This window comes from Cytobacillus praedii, assembly GCF_001439605.1.
GTDB classification, from domain to species: domain Bacteria; phylum Bacillota; class Bacilli; order Bacillales; family Cytobacillaceae; genus Cytobacillus; species Cytobacillus praedii.
On the sequence record NZ_LMBX01000005.1, the window covers coordinates 160624 to 184678 of the forward strand.

General features: G+C 35.5%; 25 protein-coding genes. 17 read left to right on the top strand and 8 right to left on the bottom strand.

Features of this window, described 5'->3' with window-relative positions; genetic code table 11:
- Positions 1 to 244 precede the first annotated feature (244 nt).
- Positions 245 to 817, top strand: coding sequence for a GNAT family N-acetyltransferase (locus ASU02_RS07630; protein WP_057762626.1), 573 nt, complete (start codon positions 245 to 247; stop codon positions 815 to 817).
- A gap of 11 nt (positions 818 to 828) precedes the next feature.
- Positions 829 to 1287: an SRPBCC family protein gene (locus ASU02_RS07635; RefSeq protein ID WP_057762628.1), complete on the top strand. Its 459-nt coding sequence runs from the start codon at positions 829 to 831 to the stop codon at positions 1285 to 1287.
- Between the two features lie 54 nt (positions 1288 to 1341).
- Here the strand turns inward: ASU02_RS07635 and ASU02_RS07640 are convergent, their stop codons facing one another.
- Positions 1342 to 1770, bottom strand: a complete 429-nt coding sequence (locus ASU02_RS07640) for a hypothetical protein (RefSeq protein ID WP_057762630.1) — start codon at positions 1768 to 1770, stop codon at positions 1342 to 1344.
- Between the two features lie 334 nt (positions 1771 to 2104).
- Between ASU02_RS07640 and ASU02_RS07645 the strand changes: the two genes are divergently transcribed.
- The 3 genes from ASU02_RS07645 to ASU02_RS07655 are packed head-to-tail and all read left to right on the top strand — an operon-like array spanning position 2105 to position 5798.
- Positions 2105 to 3598 (top strand): spore germination protein, encoded by a 1494-nt coding sequence (locus ASU02_RS07645; RefSeq protein ID WP_057762632.1) that lies wholly within the window; start codon positions 2105 to 2107, stop codon positions 3596 to 3598.
- Positions 3599 to 3631: 33 nt separating this feature from the next.
- Complete coding sequence (locus ASU02_RS07650) at positions 3632 to 4729, top strand: GerAB/ArcD/ProY family transporter (RefSeq protein WP_057762634.1); 1098 nt, start codon at positions 3632 to 3634, stop codon at positions 4727 to 4729.
- A complete protein-coding gene (locus tag ASU02_RS07655) occupies positions 4713 to 5798 on the top strand; it encodes a Ger(x)C family spore germination protein (RefSeq protein ID WP_057762638.1) in 1086 nt (361 codons plus the stop codon). The genes ASU02_RS07650 and ASU02_RS07655 overlap by 17 nt, the downstream gene beginning before the upstream one ends.
- A gap of 73 nt (positions 5799 to 5871) precedes the next feature.
- Here the strand turns inward: ASU02_RS07655 and ASU02_RS07660 are convergent, their stop codons facing one another.
- From ASU02_RS07660 to ASU02_RS07675, 5 genes are all read right to left on the bottom strand, one after another.
- Complete coding sequence (locus ASU02_RS07660) at positions 5872 to 7071, bottom strand: MFS transporter (protein ID WP_057762640.1); 1200 nt, start codon at positions 7069 to 7071, stop codon at positions 5872 to 5874.
- Positions 7072 to 7229: 158 nt separating this feature from the next.
- Positions 7230 to 7388 (bottom strand): hypothetical protein, encoded by a 159-nt coding sequence (locus ASU02_RS26365; protein ID WP_157684494.1) that lies wholly within the window; start codon positions 7386 to 7388, stop codon positions 7230 to 7232.
- A 1-nt stretch (position 7389) separates the two neighbouring features.
- Positions 7390 to 8640, bottom strand: coding sequence for a Ger(x)C family spore germination protein (locus tag ASU02_RS07665; RefSeq protein ID WP_057762642.1), 1251 nt, complete (start codon positions 8638 to 8640; stop codon positions 7390 to 7392).
- Positions 8615 to 9724, bottom strand: a complete 1110-nt coding sequence (locus ASU02_RS07670) for a GerAB/ArcD/ProY family transporter (protein WP_057762645.1) — start codon at positions 9722 to 9724, stop codon at positions 8615 to 8617. Before ASU02_RS07670 ends, ASU02_RS07665 begins: the two co-directional genes overlap by 26 nt.
- Before the next feature lie 10 nt (positions 9725 to 9734).
- Positions 9735 to 11267 carry a spore germination protein gene (locus tag ASU02_RS07675; RefSeq protein WP_057762647.1) on the bottom strand — a complete coding sequence of 511 codons (1533 nt, stop codon included), beginning with the start codon at positions 11265 to 11267 and terminating at the stop codon, positions 9735 to 9737.
- A gap of 135 nt (positions 11268 to 11402) precedes the next feature.
- On the opposite strand from ASU02_RS07675, the gene ASU02_RS07680 reads away from it, so the two are divergent.
- Positions 11403 to 12773, top strand: coding sequence for an aldehyde dehydrogenase (locus ASU02_RS07680; protein WP_057762648.1), 1371 nt, complete (start codon positions 11403 to 11405; stop codon positions 12771 to 12773).
- Between the two features lie 91 nt (positions 12774 to 12864).
- A complete protein-coding gene (locus tag ASU02_RS07685; RefSeq protein WP_057762650.1) occupies positions 12865 to 13122 on the top strand; it encodes a hypothetical protein in 258 nt (85 codons plus the stop codon).
- Between the two features lie 43 nt (positions 13123 to 13165).
- Here ASU02_RS07685 and trhA read toward each other — a convergent pair whose 3' ends face one another.
- Positions 13166 to 13813 carry a PAQR family membrane homeostasis protein TrhA gene (gene trhA, locus ASU02_RS07690; protein WP_057762653.1) on the bottom strand — a complete coding sequence of 216 codons (648 nt, stop codon included), beginning with the start codon at positions 13811 to 13813 and terminating at the stop codon, positions 13166 to 13168.
- A gap of 143 nt (positions 13814 to 13956) precedes the next feature.
- On the opposite strand from trhA, the gene ASU02_RS07695 reads away from it, so the two are divergent.
- The 10 genes from ASU02_RS07695 (at position 13957) to ASU02_RS07735 (ending at position 22472) form a co-directional block, all read left to right on the top strand.
- Complete coding sequence (locus ASU02_RS07695; protein WP_057762655.1) at positions 13957 to 14547, top strand: DUF1836 domain-containing protein; 591 nt, start codon at positions 13957 to 13959, stop codon at positions 14545 to 14547.
- A 483-nt stretch (positions 14548 to 15030) separates the two neighbouring features.
- Positions 15031 to 16095 carry a multicopper oxidase domain-containing protein gene (locus tag ASU02_RS07700; protein WP_057762657.1) on the top strand — a complete coding sequence of 355 codons (1065 nt, stop codon included), beginning with the start codon at positions 15031 to 15033 and terminating at the stop codon, positions 16093 to 16095.
- Positions 16096 to 16261: 166 nt separating this feature from the next.
- Positions 16262 to 17623: a right-handed parallel beta-helix repeat-containing protein gene (locus ASU02_RS07705; RefSeq protein ID WP_057762659.1), complete on the top strand. Its 1362-nt coding sequence runs from the start codon at positions 16262 to 16264 to the stop codon at positions 17621 to 17623.
- Positions 17613 to 18086 (top strand): nitrous oxide reductase accessory protein NosL, encoded by a 474-nt coding sequence (locus ASU02_RS07710; protein ID WP_057762661.1) that lies wholly within the window; start codon positions 17613 to 17615, stop codon positions 18084 to 18086. Before ASU02_RS07705 ends, ASU02_RS07710 begins: the two co-directional genes overlap by 11 nt.
- A gap of 38 nt (positions 18087 to 18124) precedes the next feature.
- On the top strand, positions 18125 to 19078 hold the full coding sequence (locus tag ASU02_RS07715) for an ABC transporter permease (protein WP_057762663.1): 954 nt from the start codon (positions 18125 to 18127) through the stop codon (positions 19076 to 19078).
- A 1-nt stretch (position 19079) separates the two neighbouring features.
- Complete coding sequence (locus ASU02_RS07720; RefSeq protein ID WP_057762665.1) at positions 19080 to 19778, top strand: ABC transporter ATP-binding protein; 699 nt, start codon at positions 19080 to 19082, stop codon at positions 19776 to 19778.
- A gap of 259 nt (positions 19779 to 20037) precedes the next feature.
- Positions 20038 to 21045, top strand: a complete 1008-nt coding sequence (locus ASU02_RS07725; RefSeq protein ID WP_082631723.1) for a CNNM domain-containing protein — start codon at positions 20038 to 20040, stop codon at positions 21043 to 21045.
- A gap of 112 nt (positions 21046 to 21157) precedes the next feature.
- Positions 21158 to 21307: a hypothetical protein gene (locus ASU02_RS26370; protein ID WP_157684495.1), complete on the top strand. Its 150-nt coding sequence runs from the start codon at positions 21158 to 21160 to the stop codon at positions 21305 to 21307.
- 33 nt (positions 21308 to 21340) lie between these two features.
- Complete coding sequence (locus ASU02_RS07730; RefSeq protein WP_057762668.1) at positions 21341 to 21976, top strand: FMN-dependent NADH-azoreductase; 636 nt, start codon at positions 21341 to 21343, stop codon at positions 21974 to 21976.
- 238 nt (positions 21977 to 22214) lie between these two features.
- The gene (locus ASU02_RS07735) at positions 22215 to 22472 is read left to right on the top strand and encodes a CGCGG family putative rSAM-modified RiPP protein (RefSeq protein ID WP_057762670.1); all 258 of its coding nucleotides are present in this window, start codon (positions 22215 to 22217) and stop codon (positions 22470 to 22472) included.
- Between the two features lie 295 nt (positions 22473 to 22767).
- On the opposite strand, the gene ASU02_RS07745 is transcribed toward ASU02_RS07735, so the two are convergent.
- The gene (locus tag ASU02_RS07745) at positions 22768 to 23901 is read right to left on the bottom strand and encodes a CAP domain-containing protein (protein ID WP_057762676.1); all 1134 of its coding nucleotides are present in this window, start codon (positions 23899 to 23901) and stop codon (positions 22768 to 22770) included.
- Positions 23902 to 24055: the final 154 nt, after the last annotated feature.

Consider the following 24055-nt stretch of genomic DNA (forward strand, 5'->3'; position numbering starts at 1 on the left):
GGCATAATTAATAAACTGGCTATACCAGTTATTAAAAACCTTATTCAACTAAATTAGTTGATACCTACTCCCGACATAAATCCCCACACCTTTTTTTAGAATACATAAAATATAGCATTTCTACATTCTTAAAGTCAATTGAATAATTAAAATTGTGCATATTTAATTTCTAACATTTAAGAAGGAATATTGTAGAAGGAAGTGGAATTAAGAAGGGACTTTACATATCAGGAGCTGAAACAACATGAAAGAAATATTAACAATCGACTGTGGAGACATTCTCCTTCGAGAATATCAAATGGAAGATGTAGATGCGCTATATGAGCTGACTTCACAACCTGAAGTATATGAATTTATCCCGAATAGCAAGGCATCTAGGGAACAGCGGCTCATTTGGATGGAGAAATACGAAATTCCTTCCAATAAAGAATTCTTATCAGCAGTTCCAAATATTGAAGATCAAAATTATCTGAACTTGGGAATTATATTAAAAGAAACGGGTAAATTTATTGGCTTTTGCAATACTGGAATAAAGGATGAATTACCTGCTCCAAACAGAGAAATCGGATATGCGATTTCAAAGGAACATAGGAATAAAGGCTATACAACAATGGCTGCGAGGGGATTAATAAGATATTTGTTTGAACAAACGAATCTTGAAGTTCTAAATGCTGTTGCACTAATAGAAAATGTAAGTTCAAATAAAGTTCTGCAAAAATGTGGTTTTGAATTAATAACTGATGTTGAAATAGATAATCAAAACTATCACCATTATAAACTTATAAGAACAGCATGGATAAATCAAATAGTAGAATGAGGAGGTAACAAATGACTAATCTGTCGTTTGTTTATGAGACCTATATTGCAACAGCACCAGATAAACTTTGGCATGCTCTTACAGAAGGAGAGGTTACTGAGAAGTATTTTTTTGGCAGTAAGATTGAATCTAATTGGCAAGAGGGGTCAGAAGTTACCTATTCTAGAAATGGGGAAGTTTGTGACTATGGAACAATTCTTAAATGTGTGCCAGAGCGCATTCTTTCTTTTACATGGACGTATGTAAGTGATAAAGCTATACGTGACGAGCCGACTAAAGTAACTTTTGTAATAAAGCCGATGGGCAAAATTGTAAAATTAACTTTAATACATGAAAATTTGGTTTCATCTGATATAGTGGAGCGGAATGATACGTTTGAAGGATTTAACAATGGCTGGCCTGCAATCATTAGTAATTTAAAGAGCCTGCTTGAAACAGGCAATACCTTGCCGCCCATCTCAATTTCTTAGCTACAAAAAAGGCATTCGTTCTAGCTTAAAACGGATGCCTTTTTTCATTTTCTTTTATTCAATCTCCTTTAGAGCCATTTCTTGATATGCTTTAAAAAAGGACGTGCAAAAACTATCCCATTCTATAGCTGCATCAATTGAAGCTTCACTAACTTCGCCTATGACTGGCCTTTCTAATAAATCTTCAAGTTGTTCGTTAAACTTTTTAATTTCCTCTTGTGATGCCCCATCTAATACACTGGCAACAAACGCCTCAGGAGAATACCAGCCTGATACCCGCTGGATATCGCGGTAAATTTGCGTTAAAAGGAGATTTCGAGGTCTTTCCCATCGTTCTTTCACAACAACGTCCCTGAAAATTCTTTGCAGGGAAGAAAATTCCTCCATTCCTCCATGCCCGGCAAAGACAGAAATTGCCTCCCGCAAAACATCTGCACCTTCATTTGTTGCACAATTTTTTTGGAGCAGTACTAATTCTCTCAAATTGAATAATTGCTTCCTTAAGGTAAAAGCAGTCACCGTTGCAAAAGATGATGTTTCAGAAAATGAATTACGTGAATTTGTTTTGCAAAAGGCCTCGGCAATATACTTTTGTCAAAGAACTCCCACGAAATGCGAGCGGGAAAATCTTAAATCAGCATATAAGATCAATGTAAACAGGTAAAAAAGCTGACTTAAAATGAATCAATCATTTTGGGTCAGTTTTTTTATACACCCTTCAGGATAGCAGGAACGAAAAGCATAAGCGTATAATTTCAAGGGTTCTTGTAAAGTATGAAAATAGGTATTCATTTATTTGTAGACAGGTGAGCTTCTGATGCGCATATGGAGAAACAAAAGGAAAACAGACAGAAATGAGAAGGATCAAGTAAAGGATGATTCTTTTCAAGTATTGCTGCAGCAACTAACGGAATCTGATGAATTTACACAATTTACTTATGCATCTAGATCATCAATGCTTTGTATTGGATATTATTCGTCTTTAATAGATACAGAAATTTTGCATAGGGATATCCTGCCCTATCTAAAAGAGCTAGAACTCATCTCTTCCTTGCCTAATGTCATTCCCATAGAAGAAGTTACTCTTGAAAAGAATACAACGGTGATACAGGACCAACTGTTAAGAGGGCATGTACTTATTTTTGATACAAATAATTTAAACCAAGTGGGTCTTGCAAAAGCAAGTGTGGAGCGAACACGTCAAGTTACCATTCCTGAGGTAGAATTTAGTGTCGTAGGTCCGAAAGAGGCATTTGTAGAATCGCTGGATACGAATATTAATCTTGTCCGAAAAAGACTGCCATTGCCAGAGTTAATCATCAAGGAATTACAAATTGGGAAAATATCGAAAACGAGAGTTTCTGTTCTTTATATTGAAGGAATTGCGAATAAAGAGAACGTGAATACAGTTATTCAAAGGCTATCAGAATTAAAGGTGGATCAGATTAATGATAGTTCTTACCTTACACAGTTAATTCAGGACAACCAAAATTCACCTTTCCCGCAATTAATTGATACAGAACGGCCAGATCGGATTGCTTCGGTGCTTGGGGATGGAAAGGTTGCAATATTAGTAGATGGTGCCCCTCATGGCTTGATTGGACCTACAACCTTTTTTGAATTCTTCTCTGCATTTGAGGATTATTTCTTAAATTGGACTGTGGCTTCCTTTTTTCGCTTAGTCCGATTTTTTGCTGTCCTATTTTCTATTTTAGTCACGCCCATTTATGTTGCAGTTCTTACGTATCATTATGAATTAATTCCTAAGGACATGTTGAGTACACTCATCACCTCTAGAAGTGCTATTCCATTGCCTCCCATCTTGGAAGCACTTGTTTTGGAATTGACGATTGAATTATTAAGGGAAGCAGGGGCAAGACTCCCTACAAAGGTTGGACAGACAATCGGTATCGTTGGCGGTATTGTTATCGGGACGGCATCAGTAGAAGCGGGTTTAACAAGTAATGTTTTATTAATTATCGTTGCCCTAGGAGCACTTGCCTCTTTTACTACTCCTGTTTACCAAATGGGCAATACAATCCGGCTAATACGCTTTCCTTTTTTGCTGATGGCACACTATATTGGTTTATTAGGCGTTGCAGTTAGCTTTTGTTTTCTTCTTATTCATTTATTAAGATTATCCTCATTAGGAAGACCGTTCCTTGAGCCATTTTATCCGCTAAGAGTTCAGGATTTAAAGGATTCGCTTATTCGTCTGCCTTTTTCAAAACAATCGAAAAGACCCATCCTTGAACAAACGGAAGATACAGTGCGTTTTAATACAGCAAAAGCTAAAGAAAAGAATGAATAAAAAAGGAATTGAGAAAGAGAAAGGGTGTTTGAATTGGAAAAAAAAGAGATGCAAATATCACCTTTTCTTGTTTTCTTTAACATTCATGCGGTACAAGTTGGAGTAGGGGTGTTAGGATTCCAGCGAGTAATTATGAAATCAGCTGGAAATGATTCCTGGATCGTTGTTCTAGTTGCTGGGATAATAGTAAGCTTCATCATTTGGCTAATGTATGTATTACTAAATAGGCATCAGAAGGACATTGTAGAAATCCACAAAGACCTTTTTGGAAAATGGATTGGCGGCATGATAAGCTTTATCTGGATTATATATTGGCTGATGATTGGAATGGTTACTTTAAGAAATTACATTGAAATTGTTGAAGTATGGATGTTTCCAACCATTAATATTTACATGTTTAGTCTGATCTTTATCATTCTAGCGTACTATTGCGTTACTGGAGGATTCCGCATTGTTGCCGGTCTTAGCTTCTTAGGTGTATGCATCCCATTTTATTTATTCTTTACGTTTTTATTTCCTATTGAGTTTGCACATTTCCGAAATTTACTGCCCATTTGGAACCACTCGATTAAGGAAATCACACTATCTACTAAGGATATGATTTTAGGATATCTAGGTTTTTCAACTTTGCTCATGTATTATCCAAACATTAAACACCCAAAAAAATCACATAAGTGGGCACAATTAGGAAATATATTAACAATGGTCATTTATTTATTTATTTTAATAGTTACTATAGGCTTTTTTAGTGAGAAGCAAGTAAGTAAACAAATTTGGGCAACCTTATCATTATGGAAGATTGTTGAGATGCCCTTTGTGGAAAGGTTTGAGTACATTGGGATTACCTCATGGGTTTTAATTATACTCCCAAATATTTGCTTTTCAGTCTGGGCTTCTACGAAAGGCATTCGGAAAATTTTTAATTTAAAATCCAAAAAAGTTGTAGTCGTTACGCTAGGGATATTATTTTGTGTGACAGTAGCTGTCCAAGGCAGAGAGAATATTGCTTTGTTAAGTAAAACAATGTCTTATTTAGGAATATGTTTAATCTTTATTTATATGCCTTTACTCACCCTTATATCATTTCTACTATCTAAAATAAGGAGGGGGAAGTTTGAGAAGGGTAATTAACCTGTTCATTCTTTTCCTAGTAATGCTTATGTTTCTTTCAGGCTGTATGCATATAAGGGAAAGGGTCCTAGACGATATTCAATTGGCGACAGCAGCTGGCTATGAATACATTGGTGAAGATAAAATAGAGGTTACTGCAGTCTTCCCGAATTTTCAACCAGATAAATCTGTGAAAAACGAAATATTGGTTGCTTCTTCAATTATGAGTAAAGAAGTTCGTGATAAACATAGCTTACAGTCAGAGAAACCATTACTCAGCGGGAAACTAGAGGTTACTTTATATGAAACAAAAACAGCGGAAAGAGGGATAAAGGATTTATTAGATACGTTAGAAAGGGATCCATCAGTTGGATCGAATGTGTTTTTAGCTGTATTAGATGGAAGTCCTAAAGAATTGTTAAGTAAGCAGTATGGGAATATGGATAATGGAATATTTTTATCCAATCTAATTGAACAGAATATCGAATCAGGCTTGATCCATAAAACTAATTTACATCAATTTACATATAAGTATTATGCAGAAGGAATGGACCCGATGCTTCCTATAATTGGGAAGAAGGACGGGAAGATAAATCTAAAAGCGATTGGGTTATTTGATGGAGATAAAATGGTCGATCGAATTGAGGAAAAAGAATATTTTTATTTGAAAATCCTTTTAAATCGAAAAGGTGAAAATGATACACATGCGATTAAATTAGATGAAAAGACGAAAGTTTCTATATTTAACATTCGTTCAAAGAGAAAATATCAAATCCCAAAACCAATGACAAACTCTGATATTACGATCCATGTAAAATTAAAATCAATGATTCGAGAATATAATGATGGGCCATTACGCGATCGTAAGATTAAAGAGTTAGAAAAGGCGATGGAAGAGGATATAAAAAAGAATTCTGAAGAAATGATTAAAAAATTTCAAGAAAAAGGAATTGACCCCCTCGGCATTGGTGAAGAAGTTCGTACACGAACACGTAAGTGGAACAAGGAGAAATGGGAAGAAATCTATCCAGATATTAATATATCTGTACAAGTCACGATGGATATTTTAGAATCAGGTATCATTGAGTAGTGAATGGAAATCATGATAAAAAATCTTCCTCCTCTCATTGAGTGAAGAGGAGGAAGATTCTAAATTAAATAATCTAAGCTCTTTGCATTTTCCGATATTTCGAAAGTATGCCGAGGTAAAGAAGGACTGAACAAAAAACAGAACCTGCCGCAACCGCATAAATCGTACTGTATCCAAACCAATGTGCGATTTGCCCAAACATGATTGCTCCGATTCCAACACCAAGGTCGAAGAAAGAGAAGAAGGTTGCATTCGCCATTCCCCTGCGATTGGCAGGCGCCTCTTTAACAGACCAAGCTTGTAAAGCAGGCTGTACAGTTCCAAATCCCAAACCATACAAAATCGCTGCAATATAAAGGAATAGACTGTTAGGCAGCCATGATAATAGGATCATTGAAATAATAATTAAAATTGCTCCAGGGATAAAAACAGCTTGATGCCCTTTTCGATCATATAGTTTTCCTGCAAAGGTTCGGCTAACCAATAACGCAAGTGCATAAAGCAGGAAGTACCATTGAATACCTGAAATCCCTTTCTGTGCGGAATAGAGTGGAAGAAATGATGCAATTCCTCCAAACGTAACTGTGATAAAAAATAGTAGCATGGATGGCGGAAGGGCACTTTTTTCGTAAATATCCCATTTTTTCAGCTGTGCGGTCTGGGGTTCAGCTTTCTTATAACGAATCGTCGAGGATAAGAAAAATGCTGCGAGACCAAGAATCGCACAGATTAAAAATAGCTGGGTGAAAGAAACTACACCAACTAAAGCGAGGCCTAGAGTTGGTCCAAAGGCGAGAGCTAAGTTCCCAGAAAGTCCGTAATAGCCCATACCTTCTCCGCGTCTTTTAGCTGGTATAAGATCTGTTGCAATAGTACCAGAAGCTGTTGTTGAAAATCCCCATCCCAATCCTTGAATAATTCTCATGATAAATAAGAAAACTAAACTTTTCACAAAGCCAAACGATCCAACAGATAGAACGAAAATTCCAAGTCCAGTAAGGTAAACAAACCTTCTTCCTTTTGATTCAAGGGCATGCCCAGCATATGGGCGTAAAAGAAGAGCGGAAAAAGTAAAAATTCCAACTACGATCCCGATTAATTGATCGTTTCCTCCAAGTTCTTCTACAAATAGAGGGATGGTTGGTAATGTCATTTGAAAACCAAGAAAAATAAAAAAATTGGACAAGCAAATGAGAACAAAATCACGTGTCCAAATTTTCTCAGACTGCATCTGCTGAGTTGATGCAGAACCTGAATGTGAACCACTATTCATTAAAGATTTCCTCCTGTATTTATAACTTATTTAGGACTCTATGGTTCTAATTACTGATTTAGTAGATACATTTAAAACGAATAATATTTAGAGTTACTAAATATAATGTCTATTCTACTAAAATTTTGATCATTTTTCTACGAAATGAGTTAAATGAATTATTTGAGCACACCAACTAAAGCACATACAACTGTTGCTGCAGCTAATGAAAATACGGCAATGGATCCCAATCTTTTCTTATCTCTCCATAATGAAATCGTAAATCCTAGAGAATAAAGTGTGATGATGATTAAAACACTCCAAATAACTACAGTCATTTTAATCCCTTACTTTCTCGAGCTTTGGCAGTCTGCTTTGTCTGCCAAAATCTCCGAATGTTATATTTACAGAAATGTTCACGTCCATTTGTGGGTAAGCCTGCATCCAGCCAAATCTTTTATATTCTGGCAGGCTCGCAAATTTTTTTCTAGCGATTAAAGACCAGCCGAATGGATCCGCTTTGAATTCTTCCTGTGTCCTCGTTACAAATTTCATCATTTTTTTCTCAAATCTATTTTCTATATATTTCTTGAGTTCCTCTCTTTTTTGAGTGTCTTTTGCATAATTTTCCATTGCGTGATCCGTTAATATATCCATATGAATGGGGAGGAAAACGTCAACCTTCGATATCCCATTATTCATTTTTAAATCAACCTTGGGGCTTTTCAATTGAGTGATTTTTGCAGCGATCCGATATTCTTTCTTATTAGGATCTGGAAAAGAGATTAACATTGGTGGTGACTTTTCAGCCACACTTAGAAGGAGAGAAATCCTAGTATCTTCTGCTGTAAGCTTTCCAATCATCATGCCTTCTTTGAAAACAGTCGATCCTAAAAACTGTGTTTTATTTGTTTTTCCTGTCGTATCAAGCTGCCCCGCAAAGATTTCATCTCCTTTATTACTTTGATCAGTATCCTCATGTTCGGTTGTCGCATAAATCCCTAAGAATAAGTCAGCATCCGCTTCAGTAATTCTTAAATATCGATGGAGGGTGGAGTCAGGTATATTGGCTGTGGCAATACCTCTTCTAATGATAAACTCAAAATATTTATTTGCTCTCGTTTCAAGTTTTGGTTGATTTTCAAGAATAAATTTACTAGCGTCCTCCTTTGTGAAAATAAGGTATGTATCTCTTCGAATATCCTTTTCCTTTGTAGTATCATACATCCATCTGATAAACTCCTTCTCCATTGCAAGTTTTTCAGAAACAATAATGTTCTTCATTAAATTATAAGAAATTTCCTTCGCTATAACTGCATTCGCTTTATATAGTGGTGAAACGAGATCATCGGTTTCGAAGCTAATAATTTCAACAGGTGGTTCATTTGTTGACCCGCCTTGCTGTATCGATCCATATTCAGGGTTTGAAATTAAATAAGTGATTTTTAAGCTGGCTTCCTTGCCCTTATCGAGACCTATGGCAACAACATATGCATTTCTTTCAATTTCTTTTTTATCCCAGCATCCACCAAGAGAGACCACTAGTAATATTAAACAAACCATCTTAATCAGATGCTTTTGCTTTTTCATTTTTGAATTCTCCTTTTAGTTTGGCAGCAGCCCATAATAAAAATGGCAGAATAATAAATATGGGTGTAGTGATAAAAAGTAAACTTTCCCTTAATTTAAAGATAGTAAACGTTGGATTCTCAGGAATTATTCCGAGGAAAACAACTAAAGTGGCAATAATTGGAAGTAAGTGTTCGAAGTTTCTAATAGAAAACAGACTTCCAAATAATATTGCCGTTAAGTATAAATAGAAAGCAAATCGTATAAATGAAGCAATTAACCAAAATGGAAAGAAAAAAGTTTCAATATTTTCTAAGAAGCCAATTTCAATATAACGAATGGTTTCATGAAAAGGAAAGTCCATTAGTTGAATCCCCTTATGATCAAACAACATAATAAAAGCTGCTAATGAGAAGGAAAGTTCAGTGGTTATGATTGCTAAAGCAATCCATGTTCCTTTCTTGTAATCCTTCTTATTTTTTAAGTAAGGAAAGATAAGCCCTAAGTAAAGAAATTCAGCATTAAGGGATGTTCTAAGCGAGCTTTCTTTCACAACCTCCCATGCACCATTACCGAAAATAGGAAATAAAAACAAAATTTCTCCTTGCATGAAGGTTAATATTAAAGCAGCAAGCAGTGATAATTTAATCCAAAAAATAACAGACCAAGCAACAGATCCGATATGTTCAATCCCCTTTTTAGCGCCAAAAGCACTAACGAGCATTAATAAGCCATAAATCATAATGACTGGAGTTTTTTCAAAATACATCGTTGAGATAATATCCGTGTATACGGCTGAATCAATTGTTAGGGCTGAAAATAATAAAAACCATAAGATCATTACCGTGAAAAAGCCAAAAAATCTTCCAAACAACTGATTGATTACGTCTGCTAAATTTTTATTTTCGTAAATATTCATGACTTTTATAAGTAAAAAAATCGGTAAAATGGAGAATGCACATATCACAAAAGGGGACATCCACGCAGCATTTTCCATTTGCTTGTACAAAATGACGGTTGTGTCGTCAGTAAGCTTTGTTCCAATTGTTAAAATAATGATGGCGATAAATTCTTTAATTCCGATTTTTCCCTTTGAATCTTCCATCCACATTCTCCTATGTTTTTTTCATATCCTTTGGCTTCACGTAACCCGGGCGAAAAATTTCATTTTTAAGCAGCCTTCTAAATACAGTGTCTTTGGATGAAGTATATTTTGGAGTCATGGGTGATAAATATGGAACACCAAAGGATTTAATGGATACAATGTAAAAAAGTCCAGCTGTAAATACAGCCGTCATCCCATAGAAACCAAAGAAGCCTGCTGATAGGATAAAAAAGAATCGAATAATTCGAATGGCAAAGTTCATGCTAATGTCAGATACTAAAAAGGAACAAACACCTGCTAGAGCGACAACAATAACGACGATTGGACTAACGATATTCGCTTGTACAGCAGCTTGTCCTAATATTAATGCTCCTACAATTCCAATGGTAGGACCAATTGGGGTAGGGACGCGAAGCCCGCCTTCACGTATTAATCCAAATGCAAATTCCATCAATATGACTTCGATGATTGCTGGAAATGGAACCTTTTCTCTTGTTGCTGAGATTGCAAGCAATAAATCAGGAGGAATCATCTCTGTATGGTAGTTTGTAATGCCAACATAGATGGAAGAACTAAATAAGGTTATAAAAATGGCTATCATCCGTAAACCTCTTGTGAAGTTCCCATAAATATACCTTAAATAGTGATCTTCAGATATATGGAAAAAAGACCAAAAGGTTGCGGGCAATACTAATGAATCTGGTGAATTATCCATTAACAAAACAATATAGCCATCTTCGATAAATGCTGAAGCACGATCTGGTCTTTCTGTATAAAGAATGGATGGGAATAACGAAAGTTTTCTTTCCTCTATATGCTGCTCCAATAAAGCAAGATTTTGAACGGAATCTACATTTAATGAGCTAACCCTTTTTTTAATATTATCAAGAAGCTGTTTATTGGCTAAATCCTTGATATAGACAATAAAGAGTTCATTTTTTGTTCGTTTAGATATAACAGCCGACTCAACAATAAGGTTCTCATCCCTAATCCTTTTTCGAATCAGGGAGATATTGGACGCAGCCTTTTCGGTAAATGCCTCTTTAGGCCCTTTTAGGACGATTTCATTATCAGCATTACTAACATCTCTGCCTTGAAAATTAGCTGCGGTAATGCTATAAGCTTTCGTATAGCCTTCAATAAATAAAACAGCATTTCCTTTATTGATTTCATAGATTGCGTCTTTATTGTATTCGACAGTTGATAATGCTTGAACCGCTAAGACATTTTCTATGCTAAATGATGGATTATCATTTCTCAGTAAAGGCTGGATAGCGTATTCATCTAGGAGTTTAATATCAGTTATGGTTGAAATAGAAATAAGACAGGCCTGCTTTTTCAATCCGCCGATTTGAAACGTCCGGAATTTGACATCCTTATTATCAGGAAAGGAATAGATTTCTTTAAATATTGTCATTGAATATTCAAGGTCTGAATGTATCTTTTGTTCTTTTATTTGGATTTCTTCCTTATTTGACTTCTCATGAAACGGATTGCTCTTCTTATTTGATGAAAAAGCTTTTTTTAGTAAATCACCTAACATTTGCTATCCCTCCCAATAATAAGTGTTCCACAATTATATGAAGTTATGTAATGAGTTGTATGGGGAATGTCATTCGTTCATGGATAATGCTACAATTTAAATAATTCTATGTTGTTGATAAAAGGGGGCGTTTATATGGGGAAATATGGAGAATTGATAGTGAAACAAAGGGAGTTCTTTTTGCAAGGGAAGACTAAGGATCTTTCTTCACGGATAGAATCTCTGAAATTGCTGCAGAGTATTATTCGAACAAATGAAAAAGAGTTGATGAATGCTTTAAAGAAAGATTTGAATAAAAGTGAATTTGATACTTACTTAACAGAAATAGGTATAGTACTGGAAGAAATAAAATTTACGCTGAAGCATTTACGAGACTGGGCAAAACCAAGAAGGGTGAAATCATCTCTGGCAACGCTTGGTTCAAAAAGCTATATCTATCCAGAACCGTATGGAGTTGCTCTTGTTATCTCTCCGTGGAATTATCCATTTCAATTAGCTATTGCTCCATTGGCTGGTGCCATTGCTGCCGGAAATTGTGCAGTTTTGAAACCGTCTGAATTAACGCCAAATACATCAGCACTTTTGGCCAAACTAATCAGCAAACATTTTCCTAAGGAGTATATCGCTGTTGTGGAAGGCGGTGTTGAAGTGAGCACTGCTTTGTTGAATGAAAAGTTTGATTATATCTTTTTTACGGGCAGTGTTTCAGTTGGAAAAGTTGTCATGCAGGCAGCAGCAAAAAATTTAACGCCGGTTACGCTTGAATTAGGCGGTAAGAGTCCTTGTATCGTTCATGAGGATGCCAATCTGAAATTAGCTGCAAAAAGGATAGCCTGGGGGAAATTTACGAATGCAGGACAAACGTGTGTGGCACCTGATTATTTATATGTACACAATCGTGTGAAGAAGGAATTTTTACGCGAAATGAAAGAGGCGATTCATGAATTATATAGTGAAAATGTTTTTGATTCGGGTCAATTTACGAAAATTGTGAGTGAGAGACATTTCGAGCGCCTAATTTCATTCCTAAATAATGGCGAACAATATCTTGGAGGAAAATATGATCAAACAAGACTCACTATTGAGCCGACAATTTTAGATAAGATTCACTGGGGCGATGAAGTGATGCAGGAGGAAATATTTGGTCCGATTTTGCCTGTTCTGGAATATGAATCCTTACCAAAAGTAATCAGTGAAGTTCAAAGTCGTCAGAAGCCGCTAGCGTTATATGTTTTTTCTGAAAGCGAACAGATGCAGAAAAAAATATTAACCGAGGTTTCATTTGGAGGAGGCTGTATTAATGATACTGTTTACCACCTCAGCTCTCCTTATTTGCCATTTGGAGGAGTAGGAGAGAGTGGGATAGGAGCATATCATGGGAAGGGGAGTTTTGATGTTTTTACCCATGAAAAAAGTATCCTGAAACAAACAACCATGTTTGATCTTCCCTTTAGATACCCAACGATGAAAAATGGATTGAAGTTCATTAAAAGGATTTTAAATTAAAACCTAGCAAAGTGAGAATGCGATGTAATAATTCGGTAAAAATAGTATAATATTAAATTGTGGACTTATATCAATAAAAGGAGGGAATAAGATGGAGTTTTCATTAGGGTTACTGATTAGTGTAGCTGTAACAATTTATTTAGTTATTGATGCACCTAAGCATAATAAAAGTCCAGTTTTATGGGGAATTCTCGGCTTTATTTTAGGATTATTAGGACTTGGTATATACCTTATCGTTACAGGAAGAAAAGTATTAGGTTGGATTATTGTTGTACTATTTATTATATTCGTCATCATAATAATTTTGTTTTTTGCTGTTATCATTGCCGCATTATTTAATATGCAATAGAAAAAAGAACCGTTCTGCTTTGATGTGCAGAACGGTTCTTTTTTTATATCACATATAAGTAGACACTTAGAAAATGGGCAAGGCTGCCAAGCATGATGAAAATATGAAATATTTCATGGAAACCGAAATGTTTGAACTCCAAAAATTTAGGTTTAATCGCGTAAATGGCTCCGCCAATGGTGTATAGAACACCACCAAAAATTAATAAAAATAGACCTTGAAAACTTAATGACTCTGAAAGTGGTGAAAATGCGAATATAATGATCCATCCCATAGCAATATAAAGAGCGGTTGAAAGCCATCTTGGACAGTTAAACCAAATCATTTTAAATAAGATGCCAGAGATGGCGACACCAGTAACAATTCCAAATAATAGCCAGCCTGTTATTCCGTTGAGGCTAATCAAACAAAAAGGGGTGTAAGAACCAGCAATTAGGATGAAAATCATAGAATGATCAAGCCTTCTTAAAAACGCGATTACTTTATCTTTAGCAATGACCATATGATAGGTTGCCGAAGCTGAGTAAAGGAGAATCATACTGATTCCGAAGATAATAACTGCTGTAATGGCAAGCGCAGATGCGGTAGTTAAGGAAGCTTTAATAACCATGGCTAACAACCCTATAAAGGAAAGGATCGCACCTGCAAGATGGGTAAGTCCATTAATTGGCTCACGTATATAAGAATTCATAAGTAAATCCCCCTAATAACATGTAATGTAGTATTGATAACTACTTATAATAATATAACCATTCTGCCAAGTAGTCAACATTTACATAATCCCTTTTTTTAAGTAAGATGAAATTATAAAATATTATACTAGAGGGACTAGATATGGATCATATACAGGAAATGATAGATAAATTAGGCTTAGATAATCAAATTACTTTAGATGACATCCCGCAAATTGATTTGTACATGGATCAAGTCATTCAATTATTTGAAAATAAATTTAGCAGCTCCAAACGGAATGAAGATGAAAAAGTTCTTACCAAAACAATGATTAATAATTATGCAAAAGGCAAATTGTTTTTTCCAATCAAGAACAAAAAGTATTCTAAAGAACATCTCATATTAATTAGTCTTATCTATCAATTAAAAGGCGCACTTTCAATTAATGATATAAAAGAGACGCTTTTTAAAGTAAATGAAAAAACCAGTATGAATCTATTCAATTTAAATGGCTTTTATGAAAGCTACCTCCATGTGGCTAGTAAAAATATCGTAAACTTTAATGAGGATATTGTTGGAAAATCAACCGATGTCAAAAATGAAATTGATTTACTCGATGATCCTGAAAAAGGAGATCTTCAAAAAATACTTATGATAGCTTCCCTCGCAAATATGAGTAATCTTTATCGGAGAGCAGCAGAAAAGCTCGTTGATGAATTAGCCTCAGATCAAAAGAAAAAAGAAAAGAATTGATAGGTTAAAAGGGGATGAAACCGGCAATACGGTTTTCATCCCCTTTTTTTGTAAGTTATTATAACGAATCATTGGTATGAATAAAATTTGGATTGTTGGGCCTATTGAATTTTGTGTTTGCTAGAATACTGGGGAAGTGGGAGAAACACAAGTGGTGTTGAGTCAGAAGTTCGTATGATAAAGAAAAGGATAGAAAGATTGTATGCTGGCGATTCAAAACATGTTTATATCAGATCGATAACAAATTACCTGAAGAATCCCGTTCGTTTGACACCAAAAAAGGATCTTATCCTTCCAATTTAAAGGTACCTAGAAATATTTTCGAAATAAATTCAGAACAAAACAACCTTTATCACTTGATTGCATACTTCTTCACAAATCCTTCACACATTTATATGCTTATGTGAGAAAAATCACCTATTTGGCAGAGAAATGTCATTATTATAAAAGTATGAAAGGAAAACAAAAAAGGGGGAAACACAAATGAATAAAGGTGTAAAAATTCTTCTTACTTCCGCTTTAGGCATTGGGCTTTTGACAGGATGCAATCAGCAAGCAGCAGATTCAAAAAATGACAAAGATATGGAACAAAAGGTATTAGCAGCAGAAAAAGGCGAGGTAGAAGTAATTAAGCCTCATCAAGGGCTGAATCAAAAACCAATTCCATTGAAAATGGAGCGGGTAGGTCCGAACGAAGTGAACGTGGAGATGACTTCACAAATAACAGATATTGAAATTGACAAAGGAAAAATATACAAGGCTTGGACTTTTAATGGAGAGGCACCAGGACCGGTAGTAGTAGTAAATGAAGGAGATACAATTAATTTTACACTAAAGAACATGGATCCAGCAATTCCGCATAGCATGGACTTTCACGCAGTACACGCTTCACCTTCTAAAGACTTTACAAATGTAGAGCCTGATGAAACAGGAACATTCAGCTATCCAGCGAATAAGCCAGGAGTCTTCATGTATCATTGTGGTACATCACCAGTACTATCACATATTGCAAATGGTATGCATGGTACAATCATTGTTAAACCAAAAGCTGGCTATCCAACAGATAAAGATATTGATAGAGAATTTGTCATCGTTCAAAATGAATGGTATAAGTACAATGATTTAGAAGACTTTACAAATGGTGTACCTAGTCATGTGGTCATGTCAACGAAAGCTTTGAAAGAAGGCGACCAAAACACAAACGGAGATACTTTCAGTCTTAAAGATAAACCATTATTAGCCAAGGTCGGTGACAAGGTCAGAATTTATGTAAATAACGTTGGACCGAATGAAGTTAGCTCATTCCATGTAGTTGGAACTGTTTTCGATGATGTATATGTGGACGGCAATCCATTTAATCATATGAAAGGTCTACAAACAGTTATGCTGCCAGCTAGTGGTGGAGCAGTTGTAGAATTTACAGTAACACGAGAAGGCAGCTATTCAATTCTAACACATCAATTCAACCATGCTCAAAAAGGAGCCGTCGCTATCTTAAAGGTGACTGAAACTGGAGAAGATGACGGCACGGCAACAATGGGCCATTAATTAATTTTATAAAAACAACACACACATATTATATATAAAAAAAACGAAAAAGTGAACCCTTTTTGACAAATTAATGGGCAGTACTTTCCCTGAATGATAAAAAATTGATCGAATGGGAATGCTGCCCTTTTATATGGTGGAAATGTGCAGGGCAGGTGAAGCTCACATGTATAAAAAGATTGGTATATTTATCGTGCTCGTTTGGTTCATTTTTATTGGCAAGGCAAATGCTGAAGAAATTTCAGTAACAGATGGGAATGAGCTGCAAGAGGCATTATCAAAAACGGGTGAAAATAGAATCATAAGGTTAGAGCCAGGAGAGTATGTAGGTGTTTTTACGATCAGTGAACCCGTTCATTTAATTGGTAAAGAAGGGGCGAAACTGATTGGTCCAGGAAGCGGAAATGTCCTAACGATTGAGGCGGATGATGTGACAGTTGAAGGTCTTCAAATTGAAGGCAGTGGATCACAAAATGCCGGAATATACGTGAAAGGGAATCGTTCCTTTATACAAAAAAATCTCATCCAAGATGTTTTCCATGGAATTTATGCAAAGGAAAGCTATGGGCACCGGATGGAGAATAATGTGATTACTAGTTTTAAAGGAAGCAGCAATCATAAAGGGTATGGCATTTATTTAGTTAAAGCACCGAATTCTGTAGCTGCAAACAACTTTATCTATGATACTCAGGATGGTATTTATGTATCGTATTCTGATTACTGTGAAATTAGAGGGAATCAAATGGTGAGGGCAAGGTATGGTGTCCACACGATGGATTCAAAAACTGTACTCATTGCACAGAATGAGGTTAGAGAAAGTGTTAATGGGCTGATGATTATGCAGAGTAATGAAGTATCGATCCTGGCAAATTCTTTCTATTTAAATACGAAGATCGATGGATCAGGCATGTTTATCTTTGATACCTTTGATTCGAAAATTTCTTCTAATATCATGCAGGGAAATTTCAAGGGGATATTGCTTGAAAATGCCAAGCGGAATACCATCGAGTTCAACACCTTTATCGGAAATCACACAGGGCTGGAATTGAGAAAGGCTTCGGATGAAAATACGATTTACTTAAATAATTTTTATCATAACACGAGACAAATTATTTCTGATCAGAAAAATACCAATCAATTTACTAAGGATAAGTATGGAAATTATTTTGATGATCATGGCTCACTTAATTTAAACAACGACGAGCTTGTAGATTTTGCTTACAAAAGCGGTGATGTTTTTTACAATATGACGAGTGAGGAACCATATTTAAGCATATTTTATCAAAGCCCAGCCGTAGAGCTATGGAATATGATAGAGCAATACACACCGATGCCATCAGATTCCTTTGTTATTGATGAATCTCCGCTAGTTAAACCTGCACCAGTTAGCTGGAGTAATGGAAATTCTGAAGAATCGGTTAGTTCTAATGCTCCATTAAATGGATGGCAGATTGTCACCTTTCTTATTGTTGTAGTTGGAAGTCTTTCAATTCTATTGAAGTTGGGGTGGGGTAAAGATGAAGTTTAAAGTGTTGATACTAATGGGTGGATTTCTTCTATTATTAGCAGGCTGCCAGTCAAAGGCAGCTGCACCAATTGAAATAAATGCAAATGAGGAATCATGTGCTGAATGTAAAATGGGGATTGAGGAACTGAAATCAGCCGCACAAATCATTCTAAAGGACGGAAAGCCGCTTTTGTTCGATGATATTGGCTGTATGATTACCTATCTTCAGCAAAATAGCCCTAAATATCAGGCTGCATTTATTCATGATTACCAAACAAAGGAATGGATTGACTTTGATAAAAGTACATTTGTCCAAAATTCATCGATTGAAAGTCCAATGAGTTATGGAATTGCAGGATTCGATTCCGAAGAGAAAGCCGCTCAGTTCAAAGAAAAAGATGGCGGCGAATTGTATTCAAAAGAAGAGCTGTTAAAAGCAGAAATGAAAAGCTTTAAATCAGGTGGTATGGAACATGGACATTAGGAAAAGGGTGAAGGTCAACTGACTAGGAGGCAATGGATATGAAGCCTGCATTACTATTCTCAATGGTAAAGCACGAATTGCAGCTATTATTACGCAGTAAGTGGCTTTTAAACTTCATGATATTATTTCTATTTTTATCTGTATTGCTTTATTTTTACGGTTTACAATCGATTAAATCTGATCCTGTAGAAACGACATATGGCTTAGAATCTGTTAATACAAATATTGAGACGATGAATGTGAATCCGGAATGGTATGGTTTAAAAGAGATTAAGAAAGAGGTCAGCTCATCAGAAGAAGTGAACCAATCCGCATATAATAGATCTATTGCGATGTTAATCAATTTATCCTTATGGCTTATTCCAATCATTTGTTTAATATTAGGAGCAAATTCGATCATCGCCGATAAGGAGAGTGGCAGGTTTTCATTGTTTAAGACCTATCAGGTTTCGTATTGGCATTACATGTGCAGTAAGTTTGTTTCCTTAGTCTTATCATTATTCGTTGTAATGGGGATATCATACGGTTCATTTGGACTTATTCTTTCACTGATAGGTAAATCATTTGAAGGATCGATCTATCTTGTTTTTATGGCTGTTAACATGCTGCTCATTGTTGTATTTTCCGCTGCAGCTTTGTTCATCGGAGCAGTCAGCAAAACAAGAATGCAAGGTTTATCCTTTGCGTTATTTTTCTGGAGTATCGTTGTATTTGTCTATGAATTTGTCATCTTTTCGATAGTTGATTGGATCCCTTATTCAATGAAGCTAGGCAGTTTATTCTCTCTCATCTTATTAAACCCTGTGGAGTCCATACGCGTTTGGTCAATATCAAAATTAAATGCAGAATATGTATTTGGACCAGAATATTTAATGATAGAAAAGTGGGCAGACTCTGGCATGCTGACTGGAGCTCTTTTCCTATCAATAATCATTCTACTGTTTCTAACCATTGCTTCATCCACTTATTTATTGAAAAAAAGGGGTGTTTAATATGATAGTAGAGCTGCGGAATATTTCAAAGAAATATAAAAACAAAACAGCTTTGTCACCTGTCGATCTAACAATAAATAAAGGTGAATGCGTAGTATTATGCGGCGGGAATGGTGCAGGAAAAAGTACAATGATTAAAATCTTAACCAGCATTGAAAAATCATCTACTGGCCAGGTCATTTTTCACTCAGATAAGAAAAAGCCATTTGCCTATATGCCTGACCAAATGAATTTTCCTCCGGAATTTACACCAATTGAGATTTTAAATTATTATGGTACATTTTTGAACACACCTAAAGCGAGAATTCAAGAGGTTCTTGTAAATGTGGGTTTATGGGAGAAACGGAATCAAAGAGTTGGGGGATTCTCCAAAGGGATGTCTCAGCGGTTAAATTTAGCCCAATGCCTATTAGCGAATACAGATATTTATATTCTAGATGAACCGACGAACGGCTTAGATCCGTATTGGGTCATTCAATTTAAAGAAGTCATTCAAACATTGAAAAAACAGCAGAAAACAGTGATTGTTAGCAGCCATATTATGAGAGATGCCATTGAAATCGCAGACAAAGTGTTAATCTTATTTAATGGAAAGGTTAAGTCATTTGGAACTCTGGACAGTATATATCGTGACCATGAGTGCAAAACGCTAGAAGAAGTTTTTTTGTCCATTCATCAAAAGGAGATAAGTGTAAGTTAAACAGCCGGGATGTCAGCATTCTGGCTGTTTATGCTATAGCTTTAACAAATTTTAGTTTGCTCCTCTCCAGTTTTATCACTTTAATATTCCCCTCTTTTTGTAACCCAAATATCATCCGAAGTCTATTTTTCATTATTTATCCAATTATTAAAATCTGTGATTTTATATTCAAATATCTGCAAATACACTTGAAAAACATAAATGTATTTCCTAAAAGTGGGAATAATAGAATGAATACTGTTGTTGGAGGCTACACACTTTGTTTATTGCTATAGCGTTTTTTATGATTATGTCGTTTTTCTTATCAGGAAGCGAGACGGCTCTTACCGCTGTTAACAAGATGAAGCTAAAAACAAGGGCAGAACATCACGATGCTAAATCACAGAAGCTTCTTAAGCTTGTATCAAAGCCAGATGAATTAATCACTGCTATTTTAATTGGAAATAATATTGCCAATATCATGCTTCCTACATTGGTTACGATTATTGCCCTTAAATATGATTTTAATGTTGGCTTAGCTACAGGGATTTTGACCGTTGTTTTGATCATTTTTGCAGAGGTACTTCCAAAGTCAATTGCAGCTTCTTTTGCAGATAATATAGCCTATTTAGTTTTCCCAGTTATTCGAATTTTGCTATATATCCTTAAGCCGGTCACTTTTCTATTATCCAGGTTTACTAGAGCAATTGTCAGTCTGCTTGCGAAGGATAAGATGGACTCCGTTTCTGTTTCTAAGGAAGAATTAATGATAATGGTTGATATCGCCACTGTTGAGGGAACCTTCAAAAATGAGGAGACAAAAAGAATTAAAGGTGTAATCGATTTTTATAGCTTAGATGTTAGAGATGTATTGAAAACGCCAAGAATAGACATTGAGGGGATTCCATATACCTCCAATTTTGATCAAACAAGGGAAATTGTTTTAAGTAATAAGTATACAAGATACCCTGTCTTTATGGGGAACATGGATCATATTATAGGGGTATTTCATGCGAAACAATTGCTTGCCTGGTCACTTGAACCAGAGAAGATGTTGGAAGAGTTTACAGATAATGATCCCTTATTTGTATATGAATTTCACTCTATAGAAACAGTTTTTAAAATGATGATGAAAGAAAGAAAGCATTTGGCGATTGTTCTTGACGAATACGGTGGAACAAAAGGCATTATTTCACATGAGGATATCATTGAAGCAATGCTTGGTCAGGAAATTGAAGATGAAACAGATGAGGATCATGAGATCAGGAAGATAGCACCTAGACAATAATTATAAAAACAAGGCTAATTTTGTGTTTTTTATTAAAAAAGGGGGATGATGATAGTAAACCTTCTATTGGGGGAAGGTTTGTATTTTAAGATAAACAGAAGGGGGTAAAATAATGAACCAGCATCCTTTGCATTATGATGGAAGGTTTCACCAAAACAGCGAAATCAACAATGAATTTGACAAGGAAATCCCATTCGAAGTAACAGAAGAAATGAGAAAAAGTATTGGGCAAAACCCTTATTCAGTAGACAGCGAGGAATAAGATTTTAATTCAATTAGGAAGGTTGAGTATAAGATGGCAAAAGTTCTATACATAACAGCACACCCACATAATGAAACACAATCCTACAGTATGGCGGTTGGAAAATCATTCATTGAAGAATATAAAGTGGTTAATCCTAATGATGAGATTGTGACCATTGATTTATATAAAGAGCATATTCCTCATATTGATGCAGATGTGTTTAGCGGGTGGGGGAAACTGCGTACTGGTTCAGCCTTTGACGATTTAACAGCAGAGGAAAAAGGAAAAGTAAGCCGTCTGGATGAATTAAGCAATCAGTTTGTAGAAGGGGATAAATATGTGTTTGTAACCCCTTTATGGAATTTTTCCTTTCCTCCAATTATGAAAGCATATTTGGATTCTGTTGCAGTTGCGGGCAAAACATTTAAGTATACGGAAAAAGGACCGATTGGACTGCTGCCAAATAAAAAGGCCTTACATATTCAGGCTCGAGGAGGATATTATTCAGAAGGTCCAGCAGCTGAAATGGAAATGGGGCATCGTTATATTCAAATTATGATGCAATTCTTTGGCATACCAATTTTAGAAGGATTGTTTATAGAGGGACATAATGCACAGCCAGATAAAGCGGAGGAAATAAAGGCAAATGCGCTCGCTCGTGCCAAGGATTTTGCCCATACTTTTTAATAAAAAAGAATGTCATTTAAAAACGTCTAGGTACTGTCTAGACGTTTTTTTATGGATAGCGAAATAGACAAACATAGAGTTCCGGATGATGCACGATCTACAGATCATCTTGTTTTTCTGCAACAATTATAGCTCCCCCTAAAGCGCTGCGAATTAATTTTTTTATATGATGGGATTGGAATATATATAATATTATAATAGATAAAGTAGGGTGTTTGCGGCAAAGGGGGAATAGTGGATGGGGAAAAATTGGTCAATGGATCTTGAGCATAATGAATATGAAGAAGATGTTGAGCTAATCATTGAGGATGGAATTAAAGCAGTGTACGAGACAGAACCTGGCTGCTATGTGAATCTGGTGACCTCAGAACGATTCGGAAATCCAACTGAATATTTTGTCCCATTATTAACAGAAGTTTTTGGTGATTCGATTCAGATGAAATTTATCGATCAGTGCGGATGTGGGGGGTATGTATTACGCGTATGGAAACTATAAGCAAAATACAATCTCTCAGCCAATTTAAAAATCAACAAGTGATTATAAACTATTACGAAGAAGATGAATTAGTTCAAAGAGAAGGTCTTTTTTTTGAATCCATTCGAATTGTCGATTGTCGGATTCAATTTTGCAAGGAGGGAAGGATTATTTTTGCGCTGCCTCTTAATGGATGTATGAACTTCACCCAACGGACTGATTTTAAGAATTATTATTTTTTAGAGAAAGATAATAACCGAGTAGAGCTATACTTTCCTTGAAAATAAATGGCTGGGCCTATCGATCGCCCAGCCTATTACCTCCTAAAAAAATTCTCTGTATAATAAGGATGAGATTCCTCATTAAAAGCAACGCCAACACCTAAATATTGATACTCAGGCCGAAGAATATTTTCCCGATGACCAAGCGAATTCATTAGTCCTTCATGAGCAAAAATGCTGCTGAATTGTCCAGTTGCTAAATTTTCTCCAGCAAATGTAAAGAAAATATCATCTTCACTCATCCGGTCAAACGGGGAAAGTCCTTCGAGATTCGTATGGGAAAAGTAATTATTTACTGCCATATCCTTGCTATGTTTTCTAGCCGTTTCTTTGACGTGATCATCCCATTCTAATACATTCAAATGATGATTGACTCGGGCAGCATTTGTTAAATCAAAAAGCTGATATTCAAAGCCTTCTTTTAATTGTTTGCTTCCATTAGAATAAAAGTCTTTCTTGTTTAATTCAAGTTTCTGGGAAACAATTTGAAGAGAAGTGACAGTATTACCCTCGTGTTTATCGTAAAAAATAGTCACATAGCTGTCATCTAGAACGTATACATCATAATCACGATCGTTTTCCAGTTGAAAGTAGGTCATTCCCTTGCGTATTTTGTCTAATGGCTCTCCTAATTTTTCATGAACATCATTTTTTGTGCTTCCTTGTTTAATCCCAGCTGAAGATGTAATTAAATCCTGGTTTGTATAAAGACCGGCTACCATATTATTTTCATCATAAGAAACCATTAAAAAATTTTGATAATCATCATGATAGGTATGCCATTCAGTTCCATATTCATTCAATGAGGCACGCTTTGCCGTACCGATTTGTTTCTCAACTTCAGACAGTTGTTCTCCAAGTGTGATGTTATGAATCGAAAAAACTTGTTCAGTTGGAATAGATAAATTTGGCTTTTTCGCTTGATTTGTATCAGACTGGCTATCATTAATCGAACTGAATGGATCTTCCTTTCCTGTTAATTCATTGACCTTTTGATAAATTGTATTTAAGGCGTCGGCAACTTCTGGATGTTCGACAATGCCGCGAATTTCAGTTTTTATTGATTCCAAAAAAGGATAATAATCTGTTTTCTGAATCTGTTTCTCGATAAAAGGCCATGAAACAAACAAAATGAACAGCAGGATCAAAGTACGGAATAACTTTCTCATTGATTCACCCCACCTTTCTGCCATTTAATAAAATCATTTATTCCCTATATTATAAGTTTTAATAATAAAATTGAATAGCCAGAGCACTTTCCCTATATTTAGTGTTTGAAACAATTGATGAAATGCTCAAAAGAAAAATGCTGATTTTTAATGT

What these genes read in the sequence shown, in the direction of transcription:
- ASU02_RS07745 (WP_057762676.1), bottom strand. Translation starts at nt 23,901, where the DNA reads ATGAGAAAGTTATTCCGTACTTTGATCCTGCTGTTCATTTTGTTTGTT.
- ASU02_RS26370 (WP_157684495.1), top strand. Translation starts at nt 21,158, where the DNA reads ATGAACCAGCATCCTTTGCATTATGATGGAAGGTTTCACCAAAACAGC.
- ASU02_RS07705 (WP_057762659.1), top strand. Translation starts at nt 16,262, where the DNA reads ATGTATAAAAAGATTGGTATATTTATCGTGCTCGTTTGGTTCATTTTT.
- ASU02_RS07695 (WP_057762655.1), top strand. Translation starts at nt 13,957, where the DNA reads ATGGATCATATACAGGAAATGATAGATAAATTAGGCTTAGATAATCAA.
- ASU02_RS07680 (WP_057762648.1), top strand. Translation starts at nt 11,403, where the DNA reads ATGGGGAAATATGGAGAATTGATAGTGAAACAAAGGGAGTTCTTTTTG.
- ASU02_RS07710 (WP_057762661.1), top strand. Translation starts at nt 17,613, where the DNA reads ATGAAGTTTAAAGTGTTGATACTAATGGGTGGATTTCTTCTATTATTA.
- ASU02_RS07670 (WP_057762645.1), bottom strand. Translation starts at nt 9,724, where the DNA reads ATGGAAGATTCAAAGGGAAAAATCGGAATTAAAGAATTTATCGCCATC.
- ASU02_RS07715 (WP_057762663.1), top strand. Translation starts at nt 18,125, where the DNA reads ATGAAGCCTGCATTACTATTCTCAATGGTAAAGCACGAATTGCAGCTA.
- ASU02_RS07700 (WP_057762657.1), top strand. Translation starts at nt 15,031, where the DNA reads ATGAATAAAGGTGTAAAAATTCTTCTTACTTCCGCTTTAGGCATTGGG.
- ASU02_RS07630 (WP_057762626.1), top strand. Translation starts at nt 245, where the DNA reads ATGAAAGAAATATTAACAATCGACTGTGGAGACATTCTCCTTCGAGAA.
- ASU02_RS07675 (WP_057762647.1), bottom strand. Translation starts at nt 11,267, where the DNA reads ATGTTAGGTGATTTACTAAAAAAAGCTTTTTCATCAAATAAGAAGAGC.
- ASU02_RS07735 (WP_057762670.1), top strand. Translation starts at nt 22,215, where the DNA reads ATGGGGAAAAATTGGTCAATGGATCTTGAGCATAATGAATATGAAGAA.
- ASU02_RS07720 (WP_057762665.1), top strand. Translation starts at nt 19,080, where the DNA reads ATGATAGTAGAGCTGCGGAATATTTCAAAGAAATATAAAAACAAAACA.
- ASU02_RS07635 (WP_057762628.1), top strand. Translation starts at nt 829, where the DNA reads ATGACTAATCTGTCGTTTGTTTATGAGACCTATATTGCAACAGCACCA.
- ASU02_RS07645 (WP_057762632.1), top strand. Translation starts at nt 2,105, where the DNA reads ATGCGCATATGGAGAAACAAAAGGAAAACAGACAGAAATGAGAAGGAT.
- ASU02_RS07665 (WP_057762642.1), bottom strand. Translation starts at nt 8,640, where the DNA reads ATGAAAAAGCAAAAGCATCTGATTAAGATGGTTTGTTTAATATTACTA.
- ASU02_RS26365 (WP_157684494.1), bottom strand. Translation starts at nt 7,388, where the DNA reads ATGACTGTAGTTATTTGGAGTGTTTTAATCATCATCACACTTTATTCT.
- trhA (WP_057762653.1), bottom strand. Translation starts at nt 13,813, where the DNA reads ATGAATTCTTATATACGTGAGCCAATTAATGGACTTACCCATCTTGCA.
- ASU02_RS07730 (WP_057762668.1), top strand. Translation starts at nt 21,341, where the DNA reads ATGGCAAAAGTTCTATACATAACAGCACACCCACATAATGAAACACAA.
- ASU02_RS07685 (WP_057762650.1), top strand. Translation starts at nt 12,865, where the DNA reads ATGGAGTTTTCATTAGGGTTACTGATTAGTGTAGCTGTAACAATTTAT.
- ASU02_RS07660 (WP_057762640.1), bottom strand. Translation starts at nt 7,071, where the DNA reads ATGAATAGTGGTTCACATTCAGGTTCTGCATCAACTCAGCAGATGCAG.